Raw genomic sequence first — 23,652 nt, forward strand, 5'->3', positions numbered from 1 at the left:
GAAGTCGGGCAGGCTGGACCGCCTTCCCGACCAACCCTCATCTCCGAAGATCAGAGCTCGGCTGCCTTGGCCGCCATTGTTGCCTTCGCCCACCACACAAGCTCGTCGAGCGCCATCTTGGCCGACGGCAGGAGATTTGCCTCGATATCCTCGATTGGCTTGTTTCCACCCATCGGGAATACCGCGAAGAAATCGCTTCCGCCAATGTGAACGGCAGCGTGCGTGGAGACCATCTGCAGTTCCACACCAATACCCCTGAGATGCTCGAGGGCCCGCGAGCCGCCAGTGCTCCCATAGGCGATGGCGGTGAAGGGCTTGCGGTTCCATTCCGTATAGGCCTGATCGAGCGCGTTCTTCAGCGCTCCGGTGATCGAGCGATTGTATTCCGCGACGACGAAGATGTAGCCATCATACTGCCCTACCGTCTTCTGCCAACGGGCCGCTTCCGGATCCTGGCTAGGCGCCCATGCGTTGGATGCCACCTCATGGAAGAACGGCAGCGGATGGTCACGCAGGTCGACCACCTCCACATCCATGTCGTCGCGTGCCTGAGCCTGCTTCAGCATCCATTGCGCTGGTTTATCTCCGAAACGGGTCGGACGGGTCGAGCCGATGATGACGGCGATCTTAGGTTTTTTGAAAGCCATGCGATCCTCACTTCTGTTGGTTTCTGTCTGTGGCCCTCGTGCGAGGGTTAGTCGTCGTTCAGGACATCGGCGTACGCGTAGAGCCCTGGCGAACCTCCGGTCATTAGGAAGAGGACGTTTGATCCCGACCTGATGGCGCCGCTGTCGAAATCAGAAAGCATGCCGGCGAATGCCTTGCCTCCATAGACGGGATCGACAAGAAGGCCTTCCGTGCTGCCGAGCAACCTCACAGCCTCGACCATCTCCTGTGTCGGAATGCCGTAGCCGCCTCCGAGCTGTGTGCCGCTGATCCTGAGATCGACAGGCCCCACCTGCTCCTTCCTGGACATAAGCTGGAGAACAGAATTGACCTTGTCGACTGTAGCGGGAAGGCAGGCATCAACGGGTGACAGGACGGTGTGAGCCAGTACTCGGGAAGGTTCACGGCCTGCGACCACCATTCCCGCCGCAAGCCCCGCATGCATTCCACCGCTGCCATTCGGGATGACTATGTGGTCGAATTCCGTTCCCAGCTCGGCAGACTGCATCGCGATCTCGAAAGCGCAGTCCACATAGCCTAGACACCCAACCGGTGTTGAACCACCAAGGGTGGCCACAAAGGGCTTGCGCCCGGACGCGGCCAGCTCGGACGCCCGGCGTGAGGCGAACACACCCGCGTCATCTCCCCGCTTCAGGACGTGCAAGCGAGCCCCGAACAAGCGATCCAGCAGGACGTTCCCGTTCTCCTGATAGATCGCCGTATCCCGAGGAACCATCTTTGCGAGAACCAGCTCGCATGCCAGGCCGGATCGCGCACACGCCGCGGCGGCGAGCCGGGCGAAGTTCGATTGGACTCCTCCGATCGCCACTAGGGTGTCGCAGCCCTCGGCTGCGGCCTGCCCTACAAGGAATTCTAGCTTGCGCAGCTTGTTGCCGCCTCCCCCCAACCCCATGAGGTCGTCCCGCTTCGCCCATATTGTGATACCCTTTGCACGCGCACCGAGGACACTCTCGAGGCGGTCGAGGCGCTGAATTGGCGTCGTCCCCTCAATCAGGCGCGTGCGCGGGAAACGGCTTAGGAGCGGTGTTTTAGTCATCGGACTGTCTCCACGAAGGTTGATGTGCGGCACGACTGCCTCAGTCGGTTCTGCTTGCAGTCAGTTCTCCGGTGATAAACTGAGCCCGCCCCATACCGAACGACCAGTCTTCGTCCGAATTCTCCACGATAGAGACCATGACATCGGACGGATCGATACCGCACTCGATGCGAAACGACCGGGCAAGCGTTTCGTATAGGATGAGCTTCGTCGTGCGTGAGCGGACGCGGCTGATGATTTCGACAAGAACGAATCTTTCGGATCTATCAAACCCGAGACCGGTATCAAGGACTTGGAGATGCGATTTGTCGTACTGCTCCAATATCTGATATCGATCTCGGCGCGGAACGCCGAGCGCTTCGACCACGACATCGTGGGCTACGTCGAGCAGCGTTTGAAGTTCATCGACGCTGCGCCCTTTGAAGACGTGGATCTTCACCAATGGCATCGGTCATCTCCTTCTTCGGTGCGGTGCTTCGTCATGACGTGGATTCGCATCCCGATGGCGTGCAGCTCGCACCGGAATTCCGAGAGTTGAGGTCACCCATGTTACGACCTTCGCCACCTTCGGAAGGCGTGAAGGCAGACTTCGTCTGTGATACATTTGAGCATGATGCCAGCGCACCTATTATCGTGGCGAGGACGACTGCCTGCCGTCCTGCCGACACCCAAGATTTGAGTGCGATCGGCAACTTAAACCCCGGCATGGGACGCTCCGGGCATGGCATTCTGCGGGATCGCTGCGGGGCGATATCGGGGCGCAGGAATGCTCCGCGACAGGTTTGGTATCAACTTCTGCCTCGCCGCCTCATATGCATTCCAGTCATCCGCGTCCGGAACGGATGGAAGCGTCACCAGCTCCCCCAAATCCAAGCCCGCGAGAGCAGCGTCCACCGTGTCGTCGGCTTTCATGACTATATTCTCAGGAAGATGCTTGAGCGATCCGCCGGAAGCCTCCCAGAACGGAGTCTCCACAGCCCCCGGAAGGACGGCCTGAACGCGAATGTTCTTCTCGGCAAGTTCCTTGTGAAGCGAGAACGTCAGCGCGAGAACGAACGCTTTGGTGGCACCGTAGACGCCGTTGAGAATTTCGGGGGCGAGAGCAAGCGCCGATGCGACGTTGATGATCGTGCCCTTCTCGCGCGCCACAAAGGACGGAGCGGCGGCATAGACAAGCCGGGTCAATGCCGTGACGTTGATCCTGATCATGCGCTCCATGTCGTCAACATCAGAGACAAGGAGCGGCTGCACCGCGCCAACGCCTGCATTGTTGACGAGCACCGCGATTGATGGATCGCTGTGAAGTAACCTCTCGATCTTGAGAAGGTCCTCCTTGGCGCCGAGATCGGCTCGCAGGGTCGTAACGCGACGCCCAGTCCCCCGGGTGATTTCTCCGGCAACCTTCGTGAGCGCATCTTGGCTGCGCGCCACGAGGACGAGATCGTAGCCTCGTCTGGCGAACCTGTCGGCGTAGATCGCCCCGATGCCTGAGGATGCACCTGTAATCAGGGCTGTCCCTTTGGAGGATTGGGTCATCTAGCGTCTCCCTGCTGAGCGTCCGTGGGCGTGCTGCCCATCTGACTGTTGGCCGTTAATCGTCATAGGGATCGGCCGGAACCCACCCAGAATCCATTGGACGAAGGTATCGGCGATACCTTGGAAGGGTTTTCGCGATCGATCACACGCCGGAACCAACACCATCGGACAATGGACGCGACCGGTGCGCGAGAGCATCGTCACGCCGTCTGCGGATGGTCCGCAGGTTCACCTAGAGGGAGAAGGCGAATGACCATCCAGGAGCGCAGCACTCAGTCTGCCACCGCTGTGAACGACATCGACATGAAGCTTGAGGTCATTGTGATACCTGTATCCGACGTTGATCGCTCGAAGTCCTTCTACACGGCCCTTGGCTGGAGACTCGATGCCGACGTCTCTGGCGCAGATGGTTTCCGGGTCGTCCAGGTTACGCCTCCGGGATCGCCCTGCTCCGTCATCTTCGGCAGGAAAGTTGCTGCGGCCGTTCCGGGATCGGCACAGGGCCTGCATCTCATCGTCTCGGACATCGAGATGGCCCATGCGGCGCTCGCGGCTCGCGGAGCGGAAATGAGCGGTGTTTTCCATGACTCGGGTGGTGTGTTTCATCACAACGGTACAGACGGACGGCTCCCCGGCCCCCACCCCTCTCGCGCCAGCTATGGCTCGTTCGCGTCCTTCACGGATCCGGACGGCAACGGGTGGCTGCTCCAAGAAGTGACCGCGAGACTTCCCGGCCGCATCGAAGCCACAGGTGCAGCCTTCAGCTCCGCCGCCGATCTTGCGACCGCGCTTCGTCGTGCCGCCGAAGCCCATGGCGAACATGAGAAACGCATGGGTGGGAAACACGACGATGCATGGCCGGACTGGTACGCCGAATATATCGTGAGCGAGCAGTCTGGCGGTCCTCTCCCGACTCGATGAGCATTGTGCGTGGCGGCGCTGAATGAGTCCAAGGTGGGACTAGCGGCGTCGCGGGCTCGCTGATTTTCCGCCGATACCGATACCATTGCACTATAGATGGATAGCAGCAGGGTGAGGCATGATCCGGCGGCGACATTGTCCTCGCAAAAGCACGGAGCGACTGTCGGACGGCTACCGGCTACGACAAGCAATTCGGATGTTCCAGCTCACGAAGGGAAATTGTGACGAACCAGAATCCGGACAATACCCATGCAGACAATCCTGCGCTGCCGCCGCATGCTTCAGCCCAGATCGCCGCGATGACAGGTCGCGATCGGCTTCGTCGGTGCGTGGACGACATCCTGACAATCACGGCTCTTCCTACTACATGGATCGGAAAAGGCCTTGATGACATTGGCAAGAGACTCCTGGATGTCGTCGGCCCTCTGTTGAACGTCGATTTCCTGGTTCTGAGAATTGCCGCGCGCCAAGGCGAACGGAGCACCAACATCACTTGGTTCGGGAGACTCGCTGGGTTGGACGACGCGAGTGGTTTCCGACATGACCTGATAGCCATGCTTGGCGATGTGACTTCCACGTTATCTGCCACTACGTTGCAATGGGGCACATCGACGTTCTCCTGTGTTCTCCAGGAACTCAACGCAAACATCGCCAATGGCGCGCTCGTTGCCGGCACCCGTGAATCCTTCTTCCCTGATGAAGAGGACAGGGTCATCCTGCGCGTTGCAGCAATCCAGGCAGCCGTCGCAATCGGACAGGCTTTCAAACTTCGGGATGACAATCAGGCGGCAATCATTCGCGAGCGCAACAGGATCGACGATGCGATTCCACTGATGGCATGGTTCGCCCTACCGGACGGTCGCGCCGATCACCTCAACACGCATTTCCTGGGGTTTCTCGGATACACGAGGGAACAGGCTATTGGCTGGAACTGGATGACGGCCCTTCACCCGGACGATGCAACGACGTTGAAGGACACATGGCTCGCACTTCTCAGGTCGGGGCGCGCTGGAGAAGCTGAGGCCCGCCTGCGCGGCTGCGATGGCGACTACAAGTGGTTCCTGTTCCGTGCAAATCCGTCATATGCCGAAGATGGGTCGCTGGCGGGTTGGTACGGCACGAATACCGACATCGACGACAGGAAACGAACAGAGGAAGAATTGCGCAAGAGCGCTGCGTTTCTCGCGCAGGGCCAGGAACTGACCCAGACGGGCAGCGTCTGGTGGAGACCGTCGACTGACGAGATCCAGTGGTCGGACCAGGCTTACCGGGTTGCCGGCCTGCCCGTCACGCAGAAGCCGACGGTGACCATGATGTTCGACCGTTGCCACCCCGAAGACCTAGCTCAAGTCCGAGAGCTCATTTCCCGCGCGGCGCACGATGGCATGAATGTCGACCTCGAGCACCGCCTCTTGATGCCAAACGGGGAAATCAAATACGTGCACGTGGTCCTTCAGAACATCGGCTTGAATGCCGCTGACCCAGAATTCATAGGCGCCGTGACAGACATCACCGCGCGAACGATCGCGGAGAGGACGCTCCGACGAAGTGAAGTGCTCCTTGCGGAAGGACAAAGGATCAGCTTGACCGGGACCTTTTCCTGGAAGGTCGACACCGACGAACTGACATTCTCGGACGAGCTGAACCGGATCTTCGGCTTCGATCAGAACACTGTAATCGATTTCGACAAGATAGCTGCACGCGTCTACGAGGAGGATCTTGGCCTTCTGGCGAAGAAGATGGCTGAGGTGCGCTCGGGAGGCGACAACCCTGACTACGACATCAGGCTGTTCGTCGATGGTCGTATGAAGTATGTCAGGGTCGTGGGACGCATAGTCCAACACCTCGACGGCACGACGGAGTGCATTGGAGCAGTGCAGGATGTCTCAGCGCAGCGGCTGGCGGAGCAGGCCCGGGACAAGCTGCGCTCCGACCTGGCTCAGCTTGCTCGAGCGATGAGCCTGAGCACCATGGTCGCATCCATTGCGCACGAGGTGAACCAGCCCTTGGCCGGAATCATCACGAACGCCAGTACATCTTTGCTAATGCTGTCGCAGACCCCGCCAGATGTGAGCGGTGCAATGGAAACAGCACGACGGACGATCCGCGATGGCAACCGGGCGGCGGATGTGATCGTCCGGCTGCGAAATCTGTTCAGGCGAGGCGTTGCGACGGTCGAGCCGCTCGACCTCAACGTGGCGGCCCGGGAAGTGATCGCGCTCTTGACAAACGACATGCAACGAGGCCGCATCAGCCTGCATTCGGAACTTTCCGATAGCCTGCCCCTCATCGTTGGAGATCGCGTGCAGCTCCAGCAGGTCATAATGAACCTCCTCCGAAATTCCATCGAGGCCATGGCGGACATATCGCCTTCGTCCCGAAGCATCCTAGTTCGAACAGAGGCGGAGGACGATGGAGGCGTGAAACTGACAGTTTCCGACACTGGGTGCGGATTGGCAACTCTGGAAACAGATCGCCTGTTTGACGCCTTCCGCACAACGAAACCCGATGGCATGGGAATCGGTTTGTCGGTAAGCCGCTCCATAGTCGAAGCGCATGGAGGTAAAATCTGGGCGACCTCGGGTTCCGCAGGCGGCGCCATATTTGGCTTTTCGATAAGGGCTCGGAGAACGCAGGACAGCCCCTGCTCGAAGGCGGATCGATAATGACGAGCGCGCGCGCGCTGGTATCTGTCGTTGATGATGATGAGTCGGTCAGAGAGTCTCTTCCCGACCTGATCCGGATGTTCGGATACGACGTCCGCGCATTCTCCTCTGCCGATGAGTTCCTGGATTCCGAATGGGTGTCAAGAACGAACTGCCTGATACTCGACGTCGCCATGCCTGGCATGTCCGGTCCCGAGCTTGAGGAAGAGTTGATCCGTCGCGGTGACCGAATTCCCGTGGTCTTCATAACAGCCCACAAGGATGAGAACGATCGAATTCCACTCATGCAGAACGGCGCGGTTGCCTGCCTGTTCAAGCCGTTCAGCGATGTCGCGCTCCAGGAAACGCTGGATCGGGTTTTTGCCTAGGAGAGTGTGAGCTCGGGTGCAATCTCAGCAAAGTCCGGCAGCATCCGACACCATAGGACAATGTACGACAAGTTGCGGAACCCATACAGTGCACGAGAAGGGTAGCTCAGCCCTTGAAAGGACATGCATGCAGACGGAACTCGGTCGGGTTCTCGATACGCTGCCTGGGATGGTGTTCAGCGCTCTTCCGGACGGACGCATCGATTTTGTGAACAAGGACCTGGCCGACTTTTCGGGCGTCCCGATGACCGAGGCAGACTCGTGGGAATGGCCGGTGCACGCGGAACCTGCGCAGGCGTCGATGATCCTGCAACGCTTTCGTTCGATGCTATCTCTGGGTGAGCCATTCGAGATGGAGATTCCAACCCTGCGCGCTGACGGCGAGCGCCGCCTTCTGAGGGTTCAGTGCAATCCCATGCTCACAGACGGCAATGTCCAGAAATGGTATGGGCTTGCCTCCGAATCCAGGCTTGGAAGCAGCGATAGCCGTTCCGAGCACGAAACTGACTTTCAGCGCATCGTGGATAGCATTCCTGTTCCAGTCGCGGTCACCACACCGACCGGAGACGTTGAAGCATTGAACAATCCCGCTCTCGAATACTTCGGCATGACGCTGGAGGAACTGAAGAACTGGAAGGCGATCGAAGTCGTTCACCCCGAGGACCTGCAGCAAACCATCGCCGATCAGCTCGAGGCTCACAGGACAGCGACCTTCTACAATGTCGAAAGCCGGCATCTCCGCTCGGACGGCGTATATCGGTGGCACAATGTGCTTGGCTTGCCATTCAAGGATCGCGACGGAAATATTCTGCGTTGGTTTCATCTTCTCGTCGACATTGATGACCGCAAAAAGGCTGAATTGGCGCTCGCCGCGCGCGAGCGCGAAGCGCAACTCGTATTGGAAAGCATCCCGGCCGGGATCGGCGTCCTCGCTCCAGATGGAGAGGTCGAGGCGGTCAACGGACCGCTGCTGCGGTACTACGGCCGCACGCTCGATGAGCTGCGCGAATGGGGCAGCACAGATGTCGTTCATCCGGACGACATGCCCCGGATGATCGCAGCCGTGTCGGATGCCGTCGCATCCGGATCTCCGTATGATACAGAAGTGCGTCTGAGGCGCGCCGACGGAACATATCGGTGGTTCCAAGTCACCGGACATCCCCTGAAGTCGGAGGATGACAGGATCATCCGGTGGTACGCCCTTCACATGGACATTGATGATAGGAAGCGGGCAGAAGACGCGCTGGCGGAACGTGAGCGCGAGTCACGATTTGTCATCGACGGCATAGCTGGAATGATTGCGATCTTTTCGCCGGACGCCAAACTGATTGGCGGCAACCAGCAGATAATCGACTATTTCCAGCGTCCTATCGAGGAGCTCGACAACTGGGCAACGAACGGGATCACCCATCCCGACGATCTGCAGATCTGCATCGACAGTTTCATGGGAGCCATCGCGACCGGAGAGCCCTATGACTACGAGACCCGCTTCCTGCGACACGATGGAACGTGGCGTTGGTTTCAGCTTCGCGGGTTGCCATTGCGAAACACCGACGGTGAGATCGTGCGCTGGTATGGCCTGCTGACGGACATAGACGATCGAAAGCGGACGGAGGACAGCCTCCGCAGAAGCGAAGCCTTTCTCGCCGATGCCCAACGACTCAGCAAGACTGGAAGCTTCTCACTAAAGCTAGCCACAGACGAGGTCACCTGGTCGGCGGAAACCTACCGCATCTTCGAGGTCGATCCTTCCTCGAGGGTCACGCTGCGCACGATTCTGTCGCGGCTGGATCACGACAGTCTTGCAAGGGTGCAGCGCATCCTCGAACGCGCGCGCGAAGGAAATGGCGACTTCGACTACGACATCACGCTCGTGATGCCCGACAAGTCGATGAAGCACGTTCGCGTGCTGGCGCACAGCGAGCGAAACAAGGACGGCGAGCAGGAACTAACTGGCGCAGTGCAGGACGTAACTGAAAGCCGGCGGGCAGAAGAAACACTCAACGAGGTTCGGTCCGAGCTCGCCTATGTCACCCGCGCGACAAGCCTTGGCGTGCTGACCGCGTCGATCGCCCACGAGGTCAATCAGCCTCTTGCCGGAATCGTCACCAATGCGAATACGTGTCTTCGCGTGCTGGCTACGGAACCTCCCAACATGGAGGTCGCTAAAGACACGGCTCGCCGCATGATCCGCGATGCCAACCGGGCCGCCGACGTGATCGTCAGGCTGCGGGCGCTGTTCAGCAGAAAACCTCCGAGCATCGAACCGATCGATATGAACGAGATAGCAAGCGAAGTGATCGCGTTGGCACTCAGCGATCTCCAGCGGGCGCGCGTGTCGATCGCGACAGAATTCGGCCCCGACCTGCCACGCGTCGCAGGTGCGCGTGTCCAGCTCCAGCAGGTGATCATGAACCTGCTCCGAAACGCCATCGAGGCTCTGGCTGTGATCAACGACAGACCGAGGAAAATCACAATCAGGACGCAAGCAGACCCGAAAGGTGAGGTCCAGGTTTCAGTGAGTGACGACGGAGTCGGCTTCGGCTCGCAAGGGATGGGACGGATCTTCGACGCATTCTACACCACGAAGCCCGATGGCATGGGCATCGGGCTATCTGTCAGTCGATCCATAGTCGAAAATCACAATGGACGGCTGTGGGCAAACGCAAACAATGGCCTTGGCGCAACGGTTGCATTTGCCATTCCGATATATGAGGTCGCCAGCGAGTCTTGCGACCTTAGAGCTAAAGACAGGTCACAGTCGCCCTCGGGGACAGTTCGATGAGGAAACGATCGAAGCTCGTATCGGTGATCGATGACGACGAGTCTGTTCGAGAAGCTCTCCCAGACCTGCTCCGGTCGCTCGGCCTATCCGTCGAAGCGTTTCCTTCAGCGGAGGCGTTTCTCGGGTCGCAGGCACTGGGGGCCAGCGACGGCATCATCCTGGACGTGGCGATGCCGGGCATGACGGGACCGGAACTGCAAAGGGAACTACGAGACAGAAACCTGCAAATTCCGATCATTTTTGTGACAGCGTTCGCTGACGACATGGTGCGCGAGCGCGTGATACGGGACGGGGCGGTGGAGTGCCTGTTCAAGCCGTTCAGTGAAGACGAGCTGCAGAATGCGCTTCGCCTCGCCTCGCTCGTGATCTGACGATTCAGCCTTGGTCCCTCGCGGTACCGCTATTGAGGGGACTGTTGTGGGTTTCGACGGAAAGCGATGTTCGGAGAGATCTCGACTTCGTCATTGTTGGACAACGAACAGCATCGTAAATACCAAAGTATCGGCGATACCATAGTGCAATGGTTCCCACGCCAGTTCAATGTGACCTTCCTCCCACTCAACCCAGGCAAACACTTAGGAGGATGCCCATGTCCGGTATACAGCCCGAAGTCACACGTCGAACTCTTCTTGCCGCCGCCACAGCCGTAGGCGCGGTGGGTATGCTGCCGGGAACGCTCACCGCTTCGACCACGAGTCCCGATATTAAACCGTTCAAGTTCTCGGCTACCGACGAGCAGCTTAAGGATCTTCAACGTCGTGTTGAAGCCACCCGCTGGCCCGACCGCGAGACGGTGTCCGACGATACGCAGGGTGTGCGGCTCGACACGATCCAGAAGGTCGCCAAATACTGGCGCGCCCATGACTGGCGCAAGGTCGAGGCCCGGCTCAATTCCTTCCCGCAGTTCATGACCGAGATCGACGGCCTGGACATTCATTTCATCCATGTGAAGTCCAAGCACGAAAATGCGCTGCCCATCATCATCACCCATGGCTGGCCGGGCTCGATCATCGAGCAAATGAAGATCATCAAGCCGCTCACCGATCCGACCGCCTTCGGCGGCACGGAGGCCGATGCCTTCCACGTCGTCATCCCCTCACTGCCGGGCTATGGCTTCTCAGGCAAGCCAAAGCAGCCCGGCTGGAATCCGCCACGCATCGCCAAGGCCTGGGCCGTGCTGATGCAGCGTCTTGGCTACACGAAATACGTCGCCCAGGGTGGCGACTGGGGCAATGCCGTTTCCGAACTGATGGCGGTGCAGGAGCCTCCGGGTTTGCTCGGCATTCACACCAATATGGCAGCGACTGTGCCGGCCGATATCGCCAAGGCGCTTTCGGCCGGAAGCCCGGCCCCGGCCGATCTTTCGGCCGATGAAAAGCGCGCCTACGAACAGCTCGACGATTTCTACAAGAACGGTCTCGGCTATGCGATCGAGATGAATAACCGGCCGCAGACGCTCTACGGCATCGTCGACTCGCCGATCGGGCTCGCCTCCTGGATGCTCGACCACGATATCAGAAGCTACCGGATGATCGCCCGCTCCTTCGACGGCGAGAAGGAAGGCCTGACGCCCGATGATGTGCTCGACAATGTCACGCTCTATTGGCTGACGAATACGGCGATCTCGTCTGCGCGCCTCTACTGGGACAATGCGCATTTCCCATCCGGCGGCTTTTTTGATCCGCGCGGCATCAAGATCCCGGTCGCCGTCAGCGCCTTCCCGGACGAAATCTATCAGGCGCCGCAGAGCTGGGCGGAAAAGGCCTATCCGAAGCTCATCCACTACAACAGGCCGGAAAAGGGCGGGCATTTTGCCGCCTGGGAACAGCCGGAGCTGTTTGCCGACGAGCTGCGCGCCTCCTTCAAGTCGCTGCGCGACGAAACCTAGGGCGGCACTTAACTCCACGGCTCCTAATTCTTTCCCACCCGGTGTATCGAACCAATCAGCCGGAGAAGTCACCTCTGATGCTGCGAACCTCCAACGCCATCATGAACTTTCCTATCGTGGCGCTTCGCCGCCACAATGGATCTGTGCTGCTAGATCGGAGACAGATGATGAAACTTCCTTTTGCAATTGCTGAAATCACCTGCCTCATGTTGTTCGCAACAGCATTAGCCCCGCAGTTGTCAGCAGCAGAATCAAAAACTCCTGCTGCAACGATTGATCGGCTTTACCGGGTCGACTGCGGCCACTCCCTCGCGAATGACGAGTCCGTCTGGACGCCCGGCGAGAATAAGGGCAAGTCGATTGAATTCTCCTCGACATGTTATCTCATCCAGCACCGTGGCGACTACATCATGTGGGATACAGGGGTACCTGAGACGGCGATCGGCGATCCGGAGGGATGGTCGACACTTCCCAGTCTAATCGTCTATCATCTCGACAAGACGATCTCTTCGCAGCTTGCTGAAATTGGACTGAAGCCAGCGGATATCGACTACGTCGTCGTATCACATACCCATGGCGACCATATCGGTAACGTAGGACTCTTTCCGGACGCAACCGTTGTAATGCAGCAGCCGGAATACGAATGGATCAACTCGCCTCCACCGTCAGACCCGAACCTCAACACTCTCGTGCAATTGGCCCGGAAGCTGCTCGGACATCCCCACCGTCTTAAACTCGTGACTGGAGACGTCGATCTATTTCGCGACGGTAGCGTCAGATTGCTGTCCACGCCGGGGCATACCCCGGGTAGCCAGTCGCTGATGGTCCATTTGGCCAAGGCTGGTTACGTCATCCTGTCCGGAGATGTGGCACACCTCGAAGACAACTTCGAGCGGGACATCGTTCCTGCGCTGAACGTCGATAAGGCCGAATCCATCTCGTCGATGGACCGGATCAAGCAAATAATGAGCGAATACGATGCGCAGCTCTTCATCAACCACGACAAGCACCAGACCGACGGGCTCAAGCTTTTGCCGGATTTTTACGATTGAACCTGTGATTCGAGCTATCGATGCACGAACGCTTTACCATTCCCGTCGAAGCGGGATTATATCGCGTCATCCGCAACAACGGACCCGGCGATGGGTTGGAATGCGAGGACGACTGCCGGAGGGCCGGGCTTCCGACCGTCACGAAGGTATGGCCCAGTGGACATTTGATAGTCGCTTGCCAAACTTTAAAGTTGAGTCATCATCGCGCCGTCGTAGCGTCAATGCATGGGGGTCATGTGGCGGGAACGAGGACAGCGATCGTCGAAGCTGTTGCAGCGGCAACCCCGCTGGCCTTCGTCTATTTCAGCGGCTGGGCATACCTGTCAGTCTACTTGGCTGAATTCGATATCGACGCCACACAGGTCAACATTTCGCTCGCTACGGTTTTGGTTTATGCCTTCGTTCCCATTGGCCGGTTCTCGGGACGATCGTAATAGTCGCTGTCATTTATCTACTGGCGACCATGTATCGGCCTCTCATGAAACCCGCGAGACGCGCCGCGCCCTTTCTCCTTTTAACGATGTCTGCGGCACTGCTGTTCGCTGTCAAGGAGTCGGCTCGCGCCGAAGCCCATCGGATGGCCTCGCTGGTATGGCAGGGCAAGAAATCGATCAGCAATGTCGTGGTGAAATCTCCCGACAAGCCCGACCAGACATACAACGCGTACACGAGCTGCAAAGATTCGCGACGCCTTCGCCAGATTTTGGGGACGAACGAGACGATGTACGTCCTTTGCAGGAACGTGACGATCCGCAAGATGTGATCGTGAAGGTCTATGAATTCCTGACCCAGATGAAGTTCTTCGAGAACCTCGACGCCTTCGCCGATCATGCGATCCATCGAGCATTCAAGGCACCTGTCGTGAATCCAAGCTACCAGGCACGGGTGTGTGTGGCGCGCACGAGGCTGCCATGCCGTCCTCGAACAGATCTGTCTAGTCCTTGTCCTTCTTCCACTTCCTCAAGGCTTCTCTGCGTTTGCCTTGACCGACAATTTTGCGCCCGATCCGGGCCGGCGCGAGTCCTTCTTTCAGCGGAAGGCCGCTGACCCCTTCGCTCCCGCGCACCGACCTGCCCAGCGGGCTCGACTTCTTAGCCTTTTCGTCCTCCTTCCGATTATCGTCCGACAAATCTGCCTCCTACATGTCAATGCGCTCTTCACACGAGTTCATCGTCCTAGTGCAAAACCGCAGTTAAATGGAGCGCCGATGCCTCAAAAAACGCTAGAGCGAATGCTGCTCTACCGACCTCGCCGTCCCTGCGCGCTCTAGTTTAACAGAACCGTGGGTTACAATGTCACCTGCAAGCCCAAGGATTCTCTCTCGGTCCTCCATCAACATGTCCCGCACTCGTTTCCACTGGTCTTCAAGGATCTGTGCCACTTCAACTTCCATCCTTTCCGGGAGTGGCCGGTCGGCTAAATCCTTGATGGCGCCCATGAAAACCGGAGATTTGCCGAGTCCGTAACTGCCAACCATTCGCCTCGCGACAGCAGTCGCCCGCTCGATGTCGCTGCCCATGACCCCGCCCGCTCCGATTGATCGATTGCCGAATACCACAAGCTCGGCAGCCATACCCGCCAAGGACACCGCAATTCGATTTAGCAGGCTCGTCTCTGTCGGAAAGTGATCAGGCTCCAGATCATAAACTGTACTTCCGCCAATGGATCCATCACCATTTGGGTCGAAGCTGTCCCTGATCTCGATAGTCGCGGCCGTCGCGTAACCTAGTGCCAGCGAAACTAAGGCATGCCCGGCTTCATGTGCTGCTAGCCTGAGCAACTGCTCGGGCGAATAATGATGCTTTTCAGGAAGCTGGGCCTCCAAGTCGTGCAATTCCAGTTCTCTATTCTCATTCCTTGCATTGCGTAGAGCATTCTGGACCAAGCGTGCGATATCCGCGCCCGGCCTTCCCTCAAGATGCAACGCGATATCAACCAGAGAATCGAGTGGCAGCACGCCACCTGCGTGATAGTTCAGGATTTCTGCTCTCGTCCGGCTATCTGGCAGCGAAAGCACGAAGTGGTCGTCAATCCTTCCAGCGCGCAAGATCGCCGCGTCAATCCAGTCGGGATAGTTTGTAGCACCAACTACGACGACGCCCTCCCCAAGACTCGACAATAGGGTTAGGAAGTCTGTGACGACGACTTGCCAATACTGATCGTTATGATTGCCGGACGGTCGCGCAAGCCTTTTGCCTATAGCGTCGATTTCATCGATGAAGAGGACAGCGCCCCTCCCATCATTCACGTTCTCGAAGGTCTTTCGCATCGCCGCGAGCATGTCATCTAGCGCCCCAGCCGACTGCCAGGCGCCGACCGTCACAGAAACCAGCCTCATCCCGAGCGCGGTCGCGAGCGCCGATGCGAACAGCGTCTTCCCTGTTCCGGGTGGACCCGAGATCAACACCCCTGCCCGCGCAAGTTTCCACTCAAGCTTCCTCAGACGCCATCGCGACACGTTATCGACAAGATCCCTTGCCCACGGCTTGACCTCATCGTAGCCGGGCAGCTCGAACAGATCCGGACCAACAACGTCTGGCTTTTCGAAACGATCGAGTTCCTCAATATCGTCTTCGGAAAGGATTGGCCTGAGAATGGCTGCGAGCAGAACATTCTGTGGGCGTCCGACCAAGACAGATGCCAATTTGCTGCGGAATGGCGCTTTGCCGGACAGACGCCTCGCGGCGTTGAGGTGCTGAACTGTCGGCGGCTCCAAAAACAGGACGGCGGTTGCCGCAAAGCGCACGTCTCGCGGAACCTCAGTGATGTCTCGGGCGATCAAAATGTCCAGCCCCTTCAGATCGAAGATCGATGCGGGCCTGTGTGGAGTCCCCTTTTTCCGGACCGGGTTCGCAAGACGAACCCGACTATCTTTGTCGACCCAGTCATCGGCCCACCGATCCCGCAAGGTGCCAAGAATTGCTAGTGCGGCGGCCTCATACTCCTCAGTGCGGTATCCCAGGGGAACAACGAAGACAAGGAAGCCATTGACGCCATGCCGCAGTCGGCCAATTCCTCTCATCGCTCGAACCAGGCCACAGCCAGCTAGGAATACGCCTGAATCCTTTGAAAGCTTTTGGTTTCGGGTCCTCGCGTCGACGAACTGCATTCTAATTGCCCCTGCTCTGATCCCGCTGCGACAGGCGATACCAATTGTTCATGGTCCGCGCGACGCCGCGCTCGGGATCCAAGTAGAAGAGCTGGCTGGTGATGATCTCCTTGCCGTCCTCGAGACGGGGATGACCGGTCACAATCCCCTTCAATGCGTAGGCGCGTCCCAGTACGGCCCGATAGCTATCCAGCAATGGAGCATTTGCGATGACGCCTATTTCGATTTGGCCTGCATTCGCTCGGCGAAGGTCCTCCAGCAGGCGCTCTGTCGTTTGGCTGTCTATCCATTGAAACGTGTTCAAGCGGGTTCCCCTGTCGGTTACGATTCGATTTTCGCATTTCTTAATTTTCTGATTATCGGCAATTTGAATCTTCGTGTCCGCATTTCTTTGCGACTAATCAGCAATTGTCAACTATTATTTGATTGCCGAAGGATTTGATGACACTCAATCCTTATGAGACCGCCATCCCGCCTCCTGATAGCCGCTCGCCTTCTCGTCGGTCAGACTCAGATCGAGGTGAGTAATGAATCAGGCGTGAGCTCCAGAACGATCTACATGGCGGAGAATGGCACGGCTGGTATCGCAAGCGTTGAGAAGCTCGTTCGTCATTACGCCAAGAAAGGTATTTCGTTCTCGCCGCCCACAACAACTTCTGGCTGGAGCCTCCAGGCAGAGTTCCTCAGACATCAGTATGACGACGAGCATCTATCTTCTGAAAGCTGAGACGCGTTGCATGGAGCACCCGAAGTTATCCCGTAACCGAAGCAAGCCCCCTTTCGGAATCGCCTTCTGATTTCACCCTGCAATATCGATGCTGGATGTTAGAGTGGACTCGATGTTGCTTCGGCTTTAACCCGGCTCCGATCTTGCCACTCGATCAAATAAAGGATTCAGGCGTGGGTTTCTGCGGTTATCCAGTAAAGCCTGCGCATTCGCGAAAGGCACGTCGCCGGCTGAAAAACCTAGAGACCACCCACAAACTGAACGATAAAAATGTCGGGCGATTCTATAATAATCAATGGTTTGAACAGAGAAAGCCGCTAATATTGAACAGGATTTTTTCCTGAAAGATTGGTTTTGAACTGATTGCATAAGACGTAGACGGATAGGCGACGCCAATGAGCCACGCTTCGCAATTTACCTGGGACGATCTGCAGTTTTTTCTAGCCGTTGCGCGCACCGGTCAACTTTCGACGGCGGCGCGGCAGTTGCGCTCCAGCCATGCGACCGTCTCGCGGCGCATCGACAGGCTGGAATTTGCGCTGAAAGTGAAGCTTTTCGAGCGAAATCCGCGCGGCTACGTGCTGACCGCCATGGGTGCGCGCTTTGTCGAAACCGCTGAGAAGATGGAGCAGGAGACGGAGCGCCTGCGAGCCGATCTTTCCGATGGCTCCGGAAGCCAGCGCGGGCTCGTGCGGCTGAGCGCGCCGGAAGGCTTTGCCAACTTCTTCTTTGCGACGGTGCTGCCACAATTTGCCGCGCGCCATCCACATCTCGCGCTGGAACTCGTCACCATTCAGCAGATCATGTCGCTGTCGCGCAAGGAGGCGGATATTTCCGTTGTCCTCGACGAGCCGAAGGGCGGGGCTTATTTTGCGGAGAAGCTCACGGATTACCATCTGCAGGTCTACGCTTCCCGGGACTATCTGGCGCGCGCCGAACCGATCAGCACGCGCGACGATCTTCTGAAACATCCTTTCATCAGTTATATCGAGGAAATGATCTTCGCGCCGGGACTGGATTATCTCGGCGACGTGCATCCGCGCATCAAGCCGCAATTCCAGAGTTCAAGCATCTTCGCGCAACTGACCGCCACGAGAAACGGCCTCGGCCTCGGCATCCTGCCCTATTTCTTCGCCTGCCGTTATCCTGAGCTTGTGCGCGTGCTGCCCGACGAAATCGACCTCAAGCGCCACTACTGGATCACCTGCCATCGGGATCTCAAGCAGGCACCGCGCGTGCGCGCCGTCATCGACTTCCTGCGGGAAACAGTTCGCAGCGAGGATGCCCGTTTTATCCCGCCTTTTATCAGCGTGTCAGGCGCGATACGGAAGGCGAAGGCCGAAACCTGACTATTTCAGGAATTCGGCGCGGTGCGGGGTGAAGGTGTCGATCAGCCGGCCCTTTTCCAGCGCCTTGACGCCATGGACGAGATTAGGCGGAACGATGAAGCTGCCGCCCTGCTTCAGCACTTCGGTGCGCCCATCGATCGTCACCTCGAAGCTGCCTTCGGCAACATAGCTTGCCTGGATATGCGGGTGAAAATGCGCAGCCCCCACGGCGCCCGGCTCAAAGACGACTTCCACCATCATCATCTCGGGCAGATAGGTCATGATACGCCGGGTCACACCTGGCTCGGGGTTCACCCACTCGGCGGCCTCGGCCGATACGAAAAGATCGCTTGATGACATGTCTGCCTCCTCGCTCCAGAATCCACCTGACCGGAATCTATCCGACCAGATCCGTCGCGCGCAAACTGGCGCACCGGCCGTCAATTGAAAAGATGACTTCCGCATCTTTGGTGCAATAGTCACTTCTGTTGACGCCGTCAGCCGGCAGGTCTATGGCGACCTTAAATCAGGCATGCCTGAACAATGGCCCTTTGAACAGTGGCCCATGAATACTGGCGAGGAGACTGGACATGCAGCATACGCGCGAGGTTTTCGACTGGGCCGATCCCTTCCGGCTCGTGGAGCAACTGACCGATGAGGAGCGCATGGTGCAGGATACCGCCCATGCCTATGCGCAGGAAAAGCTCGCGCCACGCGTTCTCGAAGCCTTTCGCCACGAGAAGACCGATCCGGAAATTTTCCGCGAGATGGGCGAACTCGGTCTGCTCGGCCCGACGATCGATCCGGAATATGGCGGCGCCGGCCTCGGCTATGTCGCCTATGGCCTCATCGCCCGCGAGGTGGAGCGCGTCGACAGCGGTTACCGCTCGATGATGAGCGTGCAATCCTCGCTCGTCATGGTGCCGATCGACGCCTTCGGCTCCGAAGAACAGAAGAAGAAATACCTCCCGAAGCTTGCGACCGGCGAATGGATCGGATGTTTCGGACTGACCGAACCCAATCACGGCTCCGATCCCGGTTCCATGGCGACGCGGGCAAAGAAGGTCGACGGCGGCTATAGCCTGACCGGCTCCAAGACCTGGATTTCGAATGCTCCAATCGCCGATATCTTCGTCGTCTGGGCAAAGACCGAGGATGGCGTCATCCGCGGCTTCATCCTGGAAAAGGGCTGGAAGGGTCTCTCTGCGCCGAAAATCCAGGGCAAGGTCGGACTCCGCGCCTCGATAACAGGCGAAGTCGTGATGGCCGACGTCTTCGTGCCGGAAGAGAACCTGCTACCGGAAGTCACCGGCCTCAAGGGGCCTTTCACCTGTCTCAATTCCGCCCGTTTCGGCATTGCCTGGGGCGCGCTTGGCGCTGCGGAGGCCTGCTATGCCATGGCTCGGCAATATACGCTCGACCGCAAGCAGTTCGACCGGCCGCTTGCCGCCAACCAGCTGATCCAGAAAAAGCTTGCCGACATGGCGACTGAAATCTCGCTCGGCCTTCAAGGATGTTTGCGGCTCGGCCGCATGAAGGAAGAGGGTCATCCGCCGGTCGAACTCACCTCGATCCTGAAGCGCAATTCCTGCGGCAAGGCGCTTGATATCGCCCGTGCAGCCCGCGATATGCTGGGCGGCAACGGCATTTCGGATGAGTTCGGCGTTGCCCGCCACCTCGTCAATCTCGAAGTGGTCAACACCTATGAGGGAACGCATGACATCCATGCGCTGATCCTGGGCCGCGCCATCACGGGCATTGCAGCCTTTTCCAACTGAATCTGCCGCGGACAAGGCGAATTGCAACGGAGTTAACAATGTGCAACTTTTCCCCTACCGCGGCAGACAAGCCGGCGGCTCAAGGGGGATCGGCCTATGTTTCTGCTGTTCGCACTCCTGATCGGCGTCGTTGCCGGTCTTCGCGCCATGACTGCACCGGCCGCCGTCGCCTGGGGCGCAGCACTTGGCTGGTACGATCTCTCTCAGACGCCGCTTGCTTTCATGGGCTACCAGTGGACGCCATGGATCTTCACCATACTGGCTGTCGTTGAGCTCGTCACCGACCAGTTGCCCACCACGCCGTCGCGCAAGGTGCCGATCCAGTTCGGCGCCCGCATCGTCATGGGTGCGCTTAGCGGCGCCGTGATCGGCGCGGCCAGCAGCCTGCTCTTCGGCGGCCTGATTGCCGGCGTCATCGGCGCCGTCATCGGCACGCTTGGCGGGGCTGCCCTACGCGGCAGGCTCGCTGCCTCGTTCGGCCAGGATCGCCCGGCGGCCTTGATCGAAGACGCCGTCGCCATCATCGGCGCCATCATCATCGTGGCAGCGGTCTGATGAAGACCTTCGACGCAATATTCATCGGCGCCGGCCAGGCTGGCCCGTTCCTTGCCGCCCGCATGGCGGAAAAAGGCATGAAGGTGGCGCTTATCGAACGCAAGTTCCTCGGCGGAACCTGCGTCAATGCCGGCTGCATGCCGACGAAGACGCTGGTGGCAAGTGCGCGCGCCGCCCAGGTGGCGCGACGCGGAGCTGATTACGGGGTGCGGATAGCGGGGGAGATCGGCATCGACATGAAGACCGTGCGCGGTCGCGCAGAGACGGTCACCATGAATGCCCGCAACGGTCTGAGCGACTGGTTCGCCAGCATGAAAACCATGACGGTCATCTCTGGCCATGCACGCTTCACGTCTCCCAAGGAAGTCGCCGTCAACGGCGAGAGGCTGACGGCGCCGAAGATCTTCCTCAATGTCGGCGCGCGGCCAACGATCCCCGACATGCCGGGCCTTGCCGATATCGATTATCTCACCTCCACCGGCATCATCCATCTCGACAACCTGCCCAAACATCTCGCCATCATCGGCGGCAGTTATATCGGCCTGGAATTTGCGCAGATGTACCGGCGTTTCGGCTCGGAGGTAACGGTGATCGAGCGCGGCCCGAAGCTCGCCTCCCGCGAGGATGAGGATATTTCCGATGCGATCGCCGATATCCTCAGATCCGAGGGGATAAAGATCCATACTGACGTCAAGGACATCCGCTTCGCAAAGAGTGCTGATGGCGCGGCCGTCACGATCGACACTGAGACGATCGAGGCAAGCCATGTGCTTATCGCTACCGGCCGCACGCCGAATACCGACGATCTCGGCCTCGATGCCGCGGGTGTGGCCACCGACAAGCGCGGCTACATCACCGTCGACGACCGGCTTGCCACCAATGTGGACGGCATCTGGGCGCTTGGCGACTGCAACGGCCACGGCGCTTTCACCCACACGTCCTACAATGACTTCGAGATCGCAGCCGCCAATCTGCTCGACGGCGAAGATCGCAAGCTTTCGAGCCGCATTCTTGCCTACGCCCTTTATATAGATCCACCGCTCGGCCGTGTCGGCATGACCGAGAAGCAAGCGCGCGCATCGAGCCGCAAGATCATGGTCTCCACGCGGCCGATGAGCCGGGTGGGCCGTGCCAGCGAACGCGGCGAAACCAAGGGCTTCATGAAGGTGATCGCCGATGCCGGAACCAAGGAAATCCTGGGGGCGGCGATCCTCGGCATCGAAGGCGACGAGGCAATCCACGGCTTTATCGACGCCATGAACGCCCGCACGACCTATCCCATATTGCAATGGTCCGTGCCGATCCACCCGACGGTGTCGGAATTGATTCCGACGCTGCTCGGAGATTTGAAGGCTGTCTGATCTGCACCGCCGACAGATGCATCGCAATCAGCCGGAGGCCGGCCATTGAATATCGAACTGCTGATCGAGAATTACGGCCTACCCGCAATCTTTCTCGGCACCGCCTTCGAGGGTGAGACAGCGGCCTTTCTGGGCGGTGTCATCGCGCACAGAGGCCTTCTGACATACTGGGCTGCCTCGATGGCGGCTTCGGCGGGATCCTTTGCTGGCGATCAGATGTGGTTCTTCGCCGGGCGCTACGCTGCCCAATGGAGCTTCGTTCACCGCCTGATGGAGACGCCAGCGCTGGCGAGGGTAACGCAACTTCTGGAAAAATACCCGACGGGTTTCATCTTCGTGTTCCGCTTCCTGGTGGGATTGCGAACGATCAGCCCCATCGTCATCGGGACGACGCGCATATCGACGCAGAAATTCCTCGTCATCAACCTGCTGGCGGCGCTGGTCTGGGGCCAGCTTTTTACCGCCCTCGGCTATGCCTTCGGACATGGAATAGAACAGATGCTCGGCCGCCTTCCGCTACACAACCATCTGCTCGTTGCGCTTGCCGCCGCGGCCATCATCGCGGGCGCGGCGCTGCTGCTTCACAGGATGAAACCCGGCATAAGGCACCCGTAGCGGCGCCTTATGCCATGACGATCTGCAGTTTGACGTCTGTTGGACGTGCTTCGACCGCACGATCGAAAGCCTTGATCGAATCCTCGAAGTTAAAGGTCTCGGAAATAAGCGGCTTCAGATCGACGCGGCCCGATCCGAGAAGGGCGATCGAGCGCTCGTACTGGTGCGCATAGCGGAACACCGTCTCAATGCGGATTTCCTTGGTAGAAGCCGTAGAGACGTCGAACCCGATCGGATTGACTGGCAGGCCGACGACGACAATGACGCCGCCCGGACGCGGCAGGGCCATGATCGTCTCCCAGGCCTTCGGTGAACCCGAGCATTCGAAGACGACATCAGCACCCCAGCCATCGGTCAGCCGGCTGACTTCTTCGGCCAGGTTCTTCTCGCGGATATTGACCGGAATGACGCCCTGATACTGTGCGGCAATATCGAGCTTCGGCTGGGCGAGGTCGGCAACGATCGCACGGGCGCAGCCGCCGGCAAGGGCGGCAATCGCCACCATGGTGCCGATCGGCCCGGCACCGAGAACGACGGCCGTATCGCCGGGCGTGATCTTCGCCTTAGTGGCAGCCTGCATGCCGACCGCGAAAGGCTCGACCATCGCGCCCTCGGCGAAGCTGACATTGTCGGGCAGCTTGAACGTGTAGTTGGCGGGATGCACGACTTCAGGCGTCAGCACGCCATGGATCGGTGGGGTCGCCCAGAAGTTGACGGCCGGGTCGATATTGTACATGCCGAGGCGGCTTGCCTTGGAATTGGGATCGGGAATGCCTGGTTCCATGCAGACGCGATCACCGATCTTCAGATGCGTCACACCCGCGCCGACTTCGACCACCGTGCCTGCCGCTTCGTGGCCGAGCACCATTGGCTCGTTGACGATGAATGGGCCGATCTTGCCGTGTGTGTAATAGTGGACGTCGGAGCCGCAGACGCCGACGGTATGGATCTTGATCTTCACCTGCCCCGGTCCCGTCTCCAGAGGCAGATCAATATCGCGAAGCGCAAGCTCATGCTGGCGCTCCAGTACCAGAGCACGGACTTTGGTCATGATCGGTTTCCTTCCCTATGGCTCCCGCGATTCATGGGGCGCCGTTGCGGCGACTATAAGACCGTAAGGCGCAGCAATTCAATCTTGTCCGGCAGGCTTTTGCTCAATGCGTGACAAAGTGCTCACATACCTATCACCCGAAAGATAAGCACTCCCTAGACGTCCGTATGATTCCGGAAAGACCCAGCG

The 23,652-nt window shown here is 58.8% G+C and carries 23 protein-coding genes; 13 read left to right on the plus strand and 10 right to left on the minus strand.

Annotated elements, in window-relative coordinates; genetic code table 11:
- Positions 1 to 50: 50 nt before the first annotated feature.
- The 4 genes from KQ933_RS27225 to KQ933_RS27240 form a co-directional block, all read right to left on the minus strand.
- The gene (locus KQ933_RS27225; RefSeq protein ID WP_216759111.1) at positions 51 to 647 is read right to left on the minus strand and encodes an NADPH-dependent FMN reductase; all 597 of its coding nucleotides are present in this window, start codon (positions 645 to 647) and stop codon (positions 51 to 53) included.
- Positions 648 to 694: 47 nt separating this feature from the next.
- Complete coding sequence (locus KQ933_RS27230) at positions 695 to 1,723, minus strand: D-cysteine desulfhydrase family protein (RefSeq protein WP_216759112.1); 1,029 nt, start codon at positions 1,721 to 1,723, stop codon at positions 695 to 697.
- A gap of 40 nt (positions 1,724 to 1,763) precedes the next feature.
- Positions 1,764 to 2,171, minus strand: coding sequence for a tautomerase family protein (locus KQ933_RS27235; RefSeq protein WP_216759113.1), 408 nt, complete (start codon positions 2,169 to 2,171; stop codon positions 1,764 to 1,766).
- A 245-nt stretch (positions 2,172 to 2,416) separates the two neighbouring features.
- Positions 2,417 to 3,259 carry an SDR family oxidoreductase gene (locus tag KQ933_RS27240; protein ID WP_216759114.1) on the minus strand — a complete coding sequence of 281 codons (843 nt, stop codon included), beginning with the start codon at positions 3,257 to 3,259 and terminating at the stop codon, positions 2,417 to 2,419.
- Positions 3,260 to 3,508: 249 nt separating this feature from the next.
- Between KQ933_RS27240 and KQ933_RS27245 the strand changes: the two genes are divergently transcribed.
- The 8 genes from KQ933_RS27245 to KQ933_RS27280 all read left to right on the plus strand — a co-directional run bounded on the left by KQ933_RS27245 (position 3,509) and on the right by KQ933_RS27280 (position 13,373).
- On the plus strand, positions 3,509 to 4,180 hold the full coding sequence (locus tag KQ933_RS27245; RefSeq protein ID WP_216759115.1) for a VOC family protein: 672 nt from the start codon (positions 3,509 to 3,511) through the stop codon (positions 4,178 to 4,180).
- 221 nt (positions 4,181 to 4,401) lie between these two features.
- Positions 4,402 to 6,846, plus strand: coding sequence for a PAS domain-containing protein (locus KQ933_RS27250; RefSeq protein WP_216759116.1), 2,445 nt, complete (start codon positions 4,402 to 4,404; stop codon positions 6,844 to 6,846).
- Positions 6,846 to 7,214: a response regulator transcription factor gene (locus KQ933_RS27255; RefSeq protein WP_216759117.1), complete on the plus strand. Its 369-nt coding sequence runs from the start codon at positions 6,846 to 6,848 to the stop codon at positions 7,212 to 7,214. The genes KQ933_RS27250 and KQ933_RS27255 overlap by 1 nt, the downstream gene beginning before the upstream one ends.
- A gap of 127 nt (positions 7,215 to 7,341) precedes the next feature.
- A complete protein-coding gene (locus KQ933_RS27260) occupies positions 7,342 to 9,999 on the plus strand; it encodes a PAS domain-containing sensor histidine kinase (RefSeq protein ID WP_216759118.1) in 2,658 nt (885 codons plus the stop codon).
- A complete protein-coding gene (locus KQ933_RS27265) occupies positions 9,996 to 10,370 on the plus strand; it encodes a response regulator transcription factor (protein WP_216759119.1) in 375 nt (124 codons plus the stop codon). The genes KQ933_RS27260 and KQ933_RS27265 overlap by 4 nt, the downstream gene beginning before the upstream one ends.
- A gap of 218 nt (positions 10,371 to 10,588) precedes the next feature.
- A complete protein-coding gene (locus tag KQ933_RS27270) occupies positions 10,589 to 11,887 on the plus strand; it encodes an epoxide hydrolase family protein (protein WP_216759120.1) in 1,299 nt (432 codons plus the stop codon).
- A 77-nt stretch (positions 11,888 to 11,964) separates the two neighbouring features.
- Positions 11,965 to 12,939, plus strand: coding sequence for an N-acyl homoserine lactonase family protein (locus tag KQ933_RS27275; RefSeq protein WP_216759121.1), 975 nt, complete (start codon positions 11,965 to 11,967; stop codon positions 12,937 to 12,939).
- A gap of 20 nt (positions 12,940 to 12,959) precedes the next feature.
- On the plus strand, positions 12,960 to 13,373 hold the full coding sequence (locus KQ933_RS27280) for a hypothetical protein (protein ID WP_216759122.1): 414 nt from the start codon (positions 12,960 to 12,962) through the stop codon (positions 13,371 to 13,373).
- A 13-nt stretch (positions 13,374 to 13,386) separates the two neighbouring features.
- On the opposite strand, the gene KQ933_RS27285 is transcribed toward KQ933_RS27280, so the two are convergent.
- The 4 genes from KQ933_RS27285 to KQ933_RS27300 form a co-directional block, all read right to left on the minus strand.
- The gene (locus KQ933_RS27285) at positions 13,387 to 13,779 is read right to left on the minus strand and encodes a hypothetical protein (RefSeq protein WP_216759123.1); all 393 of its coding nucleotides are present in this window, start codon (positions 13,777 to 13,779) and stop codon (positions 13,387 to 13,389) included.
- Between the two features lie 94 nt (positions 13,780 to 13,873).
- Positions 13,874 to 14,068, minus strand: coding sequence for a hypothetical protein (locus tag KQ933_RS27290; protein ID WP_216759124.1), 195 nt, complete (start codon positions 14,066 to 14,068; stop codon positions 13,874 to 13,876).
- A gap of 93 nt (positions 14,069 to 14,161) precedes the next feature.
- Entirely contained in the window at positions 14,162 to 16,048 is a 1,887-nt protein-coding gene (locus tag KQ933_RS27295; RefSeq protein WP_216759125.1) for an AAA family ATPase, read from the minus strand.
- Position 16,049: 1 nt separating this feature from the next.
- Positions 16,050 to 16,352, minus strand: coding sequence for a DUF6634 family protein (locus KQ933_RS27300; RefSeq protein WP_216759126.1), 303 nt, complete (start codon positions 16,350 to 16,352; stop codon positions 16,050 to 16,052).
- 818 nt (positions 16,353 to 17,170) lie between these two features.
- Between KQ933_RS27300 and KQ933_RS27305 the strand changes: the two genes are divergently transcribed.
- Entirely contained in the window at positions 17,171 to 18,124 is a 954-nt protein-coding gene (locus tag KQ933_RS27305) for a LysR family transcriptional regulator (protein ID WP_216759127.1), read from the plus strand.
- Here the strand turns inward: KQ933_RS27305 and KQ933_RS27310 are convergent, their stop codons facing one another.
- Complete coding sequence (locus KQ933_RS27310) at positions 18,125 to 18,463, minus strand: cupin domain-containing protein (protein WP_216759128.1); 339 nt, start codon at positions 18,461 to 18,463, stop codon at positions 18,125 to 18,127.
- A 230-nt stretch (positions 18,464 to 18,693) separates the two neighbouring features.
- Between KQ933_RS27310 and KQ933_RS27315 the strand changes: the two genes are divergently transcribed.
- The 4 genes from KQ933_RS27315 to KQ933_RS27330 all read left to right on the plus strand — a co-directional run bounded on the left by KQ933_RS27315 (position 18,694) and on the right by KQ933_RS27330 (position 22,412).
- The gene (locus KQ933_RS27315; protein ID WP_216759129.1) at positions 18,694 to 19,881 is read left to right on the plus strand and encodes an acyl-CoA dehydrogenase; all 1,188 of its coding nucleotides are present in this window, start codon (positions 18,694 to 18,696) and stop codon (positions 19,879 to 19,881) included.
- A 96-nt stretch (positions 19,882 to 19,977) separates the two neighbouring features.
- Positions 19,978 to 20,436 (plus strand): DUF4126 family protein, encoded by a 459-nt coding sequence (locus KQ933_RS27320; RefSeq protein ID WP_216759130.1) that lies wholly within the window; start codon positions 19,978 to 19,980, stop codon positions 20,434 to 20,436.
- A complete protein-coding gene (locus tag KQ933_RS27325) occupies positions 20,436 to 21,797 on the plus strand; it encodes an FAD-containing oxidoreductase (RefSeq protein WP_216759131.1) in 1,362 nt (453 codons plus the stop codon). Before KQ933_RS27320 ends, KQ933_RS27325 begins: the two co-directional genes overlap by 1 nt.
- Before the next feature lie 45 nt (positions 21,798 to 21,842).
- On the plus strand, positions 21,843 to 22,412 hold the full coding sequence (locus KQ933_RS27330) for a DedA family protein (RefSeq protein ID WP_216759132.1): 570 nt from the start codon (positions 21,843 to 21,845) through the stop codon (positions 22,410 to 22,412).
- Between the two features lie 7 nt (positions 22,413 to 22,419).
- Here KQ933_RS27330 and KQ933_RS27335 read toward each other — a convergent pair whose 3' ends face one another.
- Positions 22,420 to 23,463, minus strand: coding sequence for an NAD(P)-dependent alcohol dehydrogenase (locus KQ933_RS27335; protein ID WP_216759133.1), 1,044 nt, complete (start codon positions 23,461 to 23,463; stop codon positions 22,420 to 22,422).
- Positions 23,464 to 23,652 lie beyond the last annotated feature (189 nt).

Origin of the sequence: Rhizobium sp. WYJ-E13, assembly GCF_018987265.1 — a bacterium.
GTDB lineage: Bacteria > Pseudomonadota > Alphaproteobacteria > Rhizobiales > Rhizobiaceae > Rhizobium.